At 73.7% G+C, this 6,378-nt stretch carries 9 protein-coding genes; 3 read left to right on the forward strand and 6 right to left on the reverse strand.

Annotated features, from left to right (window positions below):
• Positions 1-231: 231 nt before the first annotated feature.
• A complete protein-coding gene (gcvT, locus tag ACI79C_RS25080; RefSeq protein WP_456948420.1) occupies positions 232-1,350 on the forward strand; it encodes a glycine cleavage system aminomethyltransferase GcvT in 1,119 nt (372 codons plus the stop codon).
• A gap of 38 nt (positions 1,351-1,388) precedes the next feature.
• On the opposite strand, the gene ACI79C_RS25085 is transcribed toward gcvT, so the two are convergent.
• The 4 genes from ACI79C_RS25085 to ACI79C_RS25100 are packed head-to-tail and all read right to left on the reverse strand — an operon-like array spanning position 1,389 to position 3,685.
• Positions 1,389-2,519 (reverse strand): YihY/virulence factor BrkB family protein, encoded by a 1,131-nt coding sequence (locus ACI79C_RS25085; RefSeq protein ID WP_456948421.1) that lies wholly within the window; start codon positions 2,517-2,519, stop codon positions 1,389-1,391.
• A gap of 1 nt (position 2,520) precedes the next feature.
• Entirely contained in the window at positions 2,521-2,796 is a 276-nt protein-coding gene (locus ACI79C_RS25090) for a DUF4235 domain-containing protein (RefSeq protein WP_456948422.1), read from the reverse strand.
• Positions 2,793-3,251 carry a DUF3618 domain-containing protein gene (locus tag ACI79C_RS25095; protein WP_456948423.1) on the reverse strand — a complete coding sequence of 153 codons (459 nt, stop codon included), beginning with the start codon at positions 3,249-3,251 and terminating at the stop codon, positions 2,793-2,795. The genes ACI79C_RS25090 and ACI79C_RS25095 overlap by 4 nt, the downstream gene beginning before the upstream one ends.
• Complete coding sequence (locus tag ACI79C_RS25100; protein ID WP_456948424.1) at positions 3,248-3,685, reverse strand: phage holin family protein; 438 nt, start codon at positions 3,683-3,685, stop codon at positions 3,248-3,250. The genes ACI79C_RS25095 and ACI79C_RS25100 overlap by 4 nt, the downstream gene beginning before the upstream one ends.
• 112 nt (positions 3,686-3,797) lie before the next feature.
• Between ACI79C_RS25100 and ACI79C_RS25105 the strand changes: the two genes are divergently transcribed.
• Positions 3,798-4,010 carry a hypothetical protein gene (locus ACI79C_RS25105; RefSeq protein ID WP_456948425.1) on the forward strand — a complete coding sequence of 71 codons (213 nt, stop codon included), beginning with the start codon at positions 3,798-3,800 and terminating at the stop codon, positions 4,008-4,010.
• 89 nt (positions 4,011-4,099) lie between these two features.
• Here ACI79C_RS25105 and ACI79C_RS25110 read toward each other — a convergent pair whose 3' ends face one another.
• The gene (locus ACI79C_RS25110) at positions 4,100-5,083 is read right to left on the reverse strand and encodes an aldo/keto reductase family protein (RefSeq protein ID WP_456948426.1); all 984 of its coding nucleotides are present in this window, start codon (positions 5,081-5,083) and stop codon (positions 4,100-4,102) included.
• Between the two features lie 97 nt (positions 5,084-5,180).
• Entirely contained in the window at positions 5,181-5,789 is a 609-nt protein-coding gene (locus ACI79C_RS25115) for a DUF3043 domain-containing protein (protein ID WP_456948427.1), read from the reverse strand.
• Between the two features lie 145 nt (positions 5,790-5,934).
• Between ACI79C_RS25115 and ACI79C_RS25120 the strand changes: the two genes are divergently transcribed.
• A complete protein-coding gene (locus ACI79C_RS25120) occupies positions 5,935-6,282 on the forward strand; it encodes a HesB/IscA family protein (RefSeq protein ID WP_456948428.1) in 348 nt (115 codons plus the stop codon).
• Positions 6,283-6,378 lie beyond the last annotated feature (96 nt).

Genomic DNA, 6,378 nt, shown 5'->3' on the forward strand with positions numbered 1-6,378 from the left:
GGGCCCCTGCGAGCGGGCCGCCCTCGCCCCCCACGCCTCGCAGGCTCGGCGCGGGCCCCTGCGAGCGGGCCGCCCTCGCCCCCCACGCCTCGCAGGCTCGGCGCGGGCCCCTGCGAGCGGGCCGCCCTCGCCCCCCACGCCTCGCAGGCTCGGCGCGGGCCCCTGCGAGCGGGCCGCCCGGTCTGCGGCAGGGGCCGCCCGGTCCGTGCGACGAGCGCTAGCGTGCCGACCGTGACCCCGCGGACCTCCCCCCTTCACGAGCGGCACCTCGCGGCCGGCGCCAAGATGGCCGACTTCGGTGGCTGGACGATGCCGATCGAGTACGCCGGAGGGGGCGTGCTGGCCGAGCACGCCGCCGTCCGGACCGGCGTGGGGCTCTTCGACGTCTCCCACCTCGGGACGGTGACGGTGCGCGGGCCCGGTGCGGCCGGGTTCGTCGACTCCTGCCTGACCAACGACCTGTCCCGCATCGGTCCCGGGCAGGCGCAGTACACGATGTGCTGCCTGCCCGACGGCGACCCGCGTGCCGGCGGGGTGGTCGACGACCTCATCGTCTACCTCCACGGGCCGGACGACGTCCTGCTGGTGCCGAACGCGGCCAACGCCGCCGAGGTGGTGGCCCTCCTGACCGACGCCGCGCCCGCCGGGGTCACCGTGACCGACCGGCACACGGAGGTCGCCGTCCTCGCCGTCCAGGGACCGAAGTCGGCACAGGTGCTGTCCTTCCTCGGCCTGCCCGGCGAACTGGCGTACATGTCCTTCGTGACCGGCACCGGCGGCGGGGACACCGAGGTCACGGTGTGCCGGACCGGCTACACCGGCGAGCACGGCTACGAGCTGCTGGTCCCCGCCGAGCGGGCCGGGGAACTGTGGGACGTGCTGGTCGACGTGGGCCGGGACGAGGACCTGCGGCTGTGCGGGCTCGGCGCCCGCGACACCCTGCGGACCGAGATGGGCTACCCGCTGCACGGGCACGAGCTCTCCCCGGACATCACCCCGAGCCAGGCCCGCGCCGGCTGGGCGGTCGGGTGGCGCAAGCCGGCGTTCTGGGGCCGCGAGGCACTGCTGGCAGAGAAGGAGCGCGGGCCGGCGCGGCTGCTGTGGGGCCTGCGGGCGACCGGCCGGGGGATCCCGCGGCCGGGGATGGCGGTCGTCGACCCGGGGGACGGACGGGTCGGCGAGGTGACCAGCGGGACGTTCTCACCCACCCTGCGAACAGGCATCGCGCTGGCCCTGCTCGACTCCGCCGCCGGGGTGGCGGAGGGCGCCGAGCTGGCCGTGGACGTGCGCGGGCGGCCGCAGGCGGTGCAGGTCGTGCGGCCGCCCTTCGTGCCCTCGCACGTGCGCTGAGGGAGACCCCCGGCACCGGCCCTGGGACCGGGCCCCGGTCACTTCCGGGTCGGGTCCTTGTCCTCCTTGGTGGGCTCGGGCTTCTCGGGCAGCGTGTCGGCCACCACCGCGTCGCGCTCGCCCATCGGGAGCGGCTCGCCGGAGGTGGTGTCCTGGGCCGTCTGGTGCTCGGCCTCGGAGTTGATCTCCGCGCCCAGCAGGATGAGGTAGCAGGTGAGGTACAGCCACAGCATCAGGACGATGACGCCGGCGATCGTGCCGTAGGTCTTGTCGTAGGAGCCGAAGTTGTTCACGTAGAAGCTGAACAGCAGGCTGACGACCGCCCAGACGAGCGTCACCACGATCGACCCGAGGCTGACCCACCGGAGCCTGGGCGCGTCCCGGTCGGGCGCCACACGGTAGAGGACGGCGAGCGAGCCGGCCATGACCGCGAGGATCAGCACCCACCGGATGACCTGGGCGAGGACGGTCCCGACGGCCCCCAGCGGGAGCACGTCCAACACGGCCGGGACGACGGCGACGAGGCCGAACGTCAGCAGGATGAAGACGATCGCGCCCAGGGTGAGGGCCAGCGACGTCGCGCGGAGCCTCACGAAGTTCCGCGTCTCCACCTCGTCGTAGGCCAGGTTCACCGCGGTGATGAGGTTGTTGACCCCGCCGGACGCGCTCCACAGCGCGCCGACGACGGAGAAGACGAGGCCGAAGGTCAGCGCGCCACCGCTGCGCTCGGTGATCGACGTCAACTGCTGCCCGATCAGGTCCGCCGCGCTCTCGGGCAGTTGGGCCGAGAGGTCCTCGACCTGCCGGGCGACGGTCTCGGGGGAGGCCACGAGACCGTAGATCGAGATCATCGCGATCAGGGCCGGGAAGACCGCGAGGAAGGCGAAGAAGGCGACGCCGCCGGCGATGATCGGCATGTTGTCGGCCTTGTTCTCGGCCCACGCCCGCTTGACCACCTGCTTCCAGCCCCGCAGGGGGATCTGGGTGGGGTTCTCCGCGCCGATGCCCGGCAGCGACCGCTCGTCCAGCCCCCCGGGCGGCCGTGGGGAGGGGGCCGGCTGCTCGCCGCGCCGGGCCGCCTCGGCCGCGGCCGCGCGCCGTGCGGCCTTCTCCTCGACGCGCTCGCGGATCCTGTCGACCGCGCTCTCGTGGTGTCGGGTGCCGGACACGTCAGTCGCCCGGCCAGCTGCCGGTCAGCTTGGTGAACCCGCGGGCGCCCAGCCGGTCGATGGCGGCCTTCGTGGCGGCGAAGATCGCACCCTGCAGGGCGGCGGCCAGCACGACCTCGCGCATCCGGTACTCGCTCTGCAGGGCGTCGGGCGCGTCCTCCTCGTGGGAGACCCGCTTCCAGACCTGCTTGAAGATCGTGCCGGAGACCAGGCCGGCGAGGATGCCCCCGAGCAGGCCGATCGGGCGGTAGGCCAGCTTGGCCCCCTTGCTGCTCACTTCGTCCTCCTCGCGGCGGCCCGACGGGCCTTCTGGCGGGCCTTCTGGCGGGCCTTCTGGCGGGTCTTCGTCGTCTTCGTGGCCTTGCGAGCGGCCGCCTTCACCGCGGCGCGGCGGGCGGCGAGCTGCTTGGCAGCCCGCTTCGCCTCGCGCTTCGCCGCACGCTCGGCCCGGCGGCGGTCCCGGGTCCGGCGCCGCCACACCAGCAGGCCGACCAGGCCGGCCAGCGCACCGCCCGCGCCGATCACCGTCGGCGGGCTCTCGCGGTAGGTCTCGACGGCGGTGTCCCGGGCGCGGAAGGCGCCCTCCTTGGCTCGGGCCGGGACGTCGAGACGGTGGGAGAGCTCGTCGACGGTGCGGCTGAGCTGCTCGCGGGTGGCCTCGATGTCGGCCTTGATGGCGTCGGGGTCGCGCGGCGTGGTGTCGCCGGCTCCGGAGCTGGCAGGGGTGCTCACCGGCGGGCACTCTCCTTCACCGTCGCGATGTCGGTCCTGGTGCTGGCGATCGCCTCGGTCGGCACGGGGGGCGTCGCCTTCTGCACGTCCTTCTTGCCGACCAGGGCGAGGACCCCGGCGACGGCGAACAGCACGACGGTCACGATCAGCGCGGCGGCCCAGGCCGGCAGCGCCAGGTCCAGCAGGAGGATCGCGGTGGCGACCAGAGCCGCCGCCCCGAGGAAGGCGAACAGCCCGGCGCCGCCGAACAGACCCGCGCCGACGCCGAGGCGCTTGGCCTTCTGCGTGACCTCGGCCTGCGCCAGCCGGGCCTCGTCACGGACCAGGCGGGAGATCTGCTCGGTGAGCTGGCCGATCAACTGGCCCGTCGAGGCGTCCTCGGGGGCTGGTGGTGGTGCGGTCGCGCGGCTCGCGCCCGCTGTGGGCTGGGTCATCGGTCCTCCGGTTCTGGACGGTCGATGACCTGACATGCCCGCGACGCTGGCCGGGGTAACGCACGGCCGACCGTGACTCGGGCACCGACGGCGCGGTCACTAGCCTCGGCACATGAGCTGGTACTGGCGGTTGGAGGACCCCGCGGGGGTTGAGGTCGACCCCGCGTCGGTGGGGGTCGAGGTCCCGGAGGCGGAGAACCAGGGCGACGCGGAGTCGTGGCTGGGGGAGCACTGGCGGCTGTTGCTGGAACGCGGGGTGGCCACGGTCCGGCTCTTCGACGGCGACCAGGAGGTCTACGGCCCGATGGGGCTGGCAGCGACGTAGCCGGGGCGGACGACGGGCGTCCGCCCCGGCGGCCTCCTTGCAGGGGCCCACCGCGAGCCTGCGAGCGGTGGGGGCAGGGAGGTCCGTGCTCAGCCGCGGGCGGTCTTCGCCGGGTCCCGCTCGACCACGTCGCCGAGCACCTCGTCGATCCGCGCCAGGACGTCGGCGTCCAGCCGCACCCCGGCGGCCTGCACGTTGTCCTGCACCTGCTCGGGCCGGGTGGCGCCGATGATCGCCGCCGCCACGTTCTGGTTCTGCAGCACCCACGCCACCGCGAGCTGGGCCATGGACAGGCCCAGGTCCTCGGCGATCGGCCGCAGTCCCTGCACGCGGCTGAGGACGTCGTCCCGGAGGAACCGCTGCATGGACCCCCCGACCTCGGCGTGCCCGCCGCGGCTGTCGGCCGGGGGCTGCTGGCCGGGCAGGTACTTGCCGGTGAGCACGCCCTGGGCCAGCGGGGACCACACGATCTGGGACAGCCCCTCCTTCTCGGAGGTGGGGACGACCTCGTCCTCGATCACCCGCCACAGCATCGAGTACTGCGGCTGGTTGCTGATGAGCTGGACGCCGAGGTCACGGGCCAGGGCGGCGCCCGCGGCGATCTCGTCGGCGCGCCACTCGGAGACGCCGACGTAGAGCACCTTGCCCGCCCGCACGAGGTCGGCGAAGGCGGTCATCGTCTCCTCGAGCGGCACCGTGGGGTCGTACCGGTGCGCCTGGTAGAGGTCGACGTAGTCGGTCTGCAGCCGGCGCAGCGACGCGTGGCAGCTCTCCACGATGTGCTTGCGGCCCAGGCCGCGGTCGTTCCGGCCGGGACCGGTGGGCCAGTAGACCTTGGTGAAGACCTCCAGGCCCTCGCGGCGCTGCCCGGCCAGCGCCCGGCCCAACACCGACTCGGCGCGGGTGCCGGCATAGACGTCGGCGGTGTCGAACGTGGTGATGCCGGCGTCGAGGGCGGCCCGCACACAGGCGTGCGCGGCGTCCTCCTCGACCTGGCCGCCATGGGTCAACCAGTTGCCGTAGGCGATCTCGGAGATGGTGAGGCCGGAGCGGCCCAGTCGTCGGAATTCCACGGGCACCGACGCTAGCGGGCCCGTCCCGGGCGGCCCCGTCCAGAGGCTCGCCGCGAGCCCGCGAGCGGTGCGGAGGGTGGGGTCCTCCAGGGGGCCTTCAGACCTGGGCGCCCAGTGCCACCTCGGGCTTCGGGAACCGCCAGCGGCGGACCATGGTGGACCGGCTGATGCCGTACCAGACCAGCCCGCGCATCTTGTGGTCCTGGTTCGGGAAGCGCTCGAGCACCTTCTTCTTGATCCGCCGGCCGAGGAACACCGAGTCGACGATGATCACCAGGAAGAAGAGGAACCACACGAAGACCGTGTAGCTCTGCACCGCGGGGCTGGGCACGAAGTAGCCCGCGAGCACCAGCGCGGCCACGAGGAGGAAGAAGCTGCCGGCGTTGCGCCGGGCGTCGACGACGTCGCGCACCAACTTGCGGACCGGGCCCCGGTCGCGGGCGGGCAGGTAGCTGTCGTCGCCGCGCAGCGCCCCGGCCCGCGCGGCGGTGCGCTGGGACGCCTGCTGCTCGCGCATCCGCTTGTAGGCCTCCTTGCGCGTGGTGGGAGGCGGCGGGGGAGGCCCGGGACGGCGTCCCTGGGCCTCGTTGCGCTTGGGCGTGGGCCGGCCCTTGCCGCCCGACTTCACCAACTGGGTGGTCAGGTCGGCGTCGGCGTCGGGCGCGGTCTCGGCGCGGTCCTTGCGCCCGGGCAGGCGGAGCTTCACGCCCGCGAGTCTACGTGTGACCTCGCCCGTTCCCCGCTCGTGTGCGTACCTGCGCCGTACAGTGGGAAGAGGCTCCGCTCCGGCGGTGTTGGCCTGCTGCAGGACGTGCCGCAGCAGGCACCCTCGAACGTGGGAGGACGACAACATGACGGTGCAGGACACCGCAGCGACCGGCGTGGTTCTGAGCGAGCCCGCCGCCGCGAAGGTCAAGGCGCTGCTGGACCAGGAGGGCCGCGACGACCTGCGGCTGCGCATCGCCGTCCAGCCCGGCGGCTGCTCCGGCCTGCGCTACCAGCTCTTCTTCGACGAGCGCTTCCTCGACGGTGACCAGACCTTCGAGTTCGGTGGCGTCGAGGTCATCGTCGACCGGATGAGCGGCCCCTACCTGGGCGGCGCGGTGATCGACTTCGTGGACACGATCGAGAAGCAGGGCTTCACGATCGACAACCCGAACGCGCAGGGCTCCTGCGCCTGCGGCGACTCCTTCCACTGAGCGCCGCTCCAGCGCCACACCCGACAGCGCCCGGTCCCTGCGCCGAGGGACCGGGCGGTGTCGTGGTCCGGGGCGGGCCGGGGCCTACAACATGAC

Source organism: Geodermatophilus sp. SYSU D00697 (assembly GCF_054050175.1).

Bases quoted from the DNA above. Each gene is read 5' to 3' on its own strand.
- ACI79C_RS25100 (WP_456948424.1), bottom strand. From the start codon at position 3,685: ATGACCCAGCCCACAGCGGGCGCGAGCCGCGCGACCGCACCACCACCA.
- ACI79C_RS25120 (WP_456948428.1), top strand. From the start codon at position 5,935: ATGACGGTGCAGGACACCGCAGCGACCGGCGTGGTTCTGAGCGAGCCC.
- ACI79C_RS25105 (WP_456948425.1), top strand. From the start codon at position 3,798: ATGAGCTGGTACTGGCGGTTGGAGGACCCCGCGGGGGTTGAGGTCGAC.